The sequence below is a fragment of the Bacteroides sp. ET71 genome (genome assembly GCF_023336905.1).
In the GTDB taxonomy this organism is placed as follows: Bacteria; Bacteroidota; Bacteroidia; order Bacteroidales; family Bacteroidaceae; genus Bacteroides.
In genome coordinates, this window is the sequence record NZ_JAMBLS010000130.1 from 1 (window position 1) to 642 (window position 642).

The 642-nt window shown below is 54.4% G+C and carries 1 protein-coding gene; it reads right to left on the bottom strand.

What is annotated here, in order from left to right; genetic code table 11:
- Positions 1–384: DUF1896 family protein (locus M3090_RS15520; RefSeq protein WP_249057769.1), on the bottom strand; the 384-nt coding region annotated here is incomplete at its 3' end.
- Positions 385–642: the final 258 nt, after the last annotated feature.

The window sequence follows — 642 nt, forward strand, 5'->3', positions numbered from 1 at the left end:
GAAACCGTCGCTCAGGTCGTAACCGCTGAACACCCTGCCGCATTCGGGCAGGAGCTGGAGAGCTACCTCGCGGGCGCGGCCTGCGGGTACCTCATCGGCAAACTCGTTCCACAACACGGTAATGAGCGTGTCGAGCCGGGAAAAGTGCAGACCCTGGAACAGCACCTCGTCCGCCTGTTGGACGGCTTCGTCATAATTCATGCCCGACCTGACGGCATTGCTGAACGCTTCGGCGGCAAGGTCGGTACGCGCACGGATGAAAGCCTCGTCCGTCGCCAGTTCGGGATGCGATTCGCGGAGGTAGGACAGCAGGGTAAGACGGTAATAGGAAAGTTCGTCCGGCTCAACCGTCGGAGCCGGGATGTTCGGTTTGTTCGGATTCATGATTCTTCATTTTATTCGTGTTACAAAAAACATTTTATATCTATCTAAGATGAAGCCGTACCTGATGTACCATCAAGTCGGACTTCATGGTACATCAAGTACGACCTCATCCTACATCAAGTCCGGGTTGATGTCGGAAGGGTCATTTCTTCTTGGCAGATTTGCCTTTGGATGGTTTCTTGTCGGCGAACTCGTATCCCACCGAGAAGTCGGGGCGCAATACCAATGAAGCGTCGAAAGCCTTGCCCTCCCTGCTTT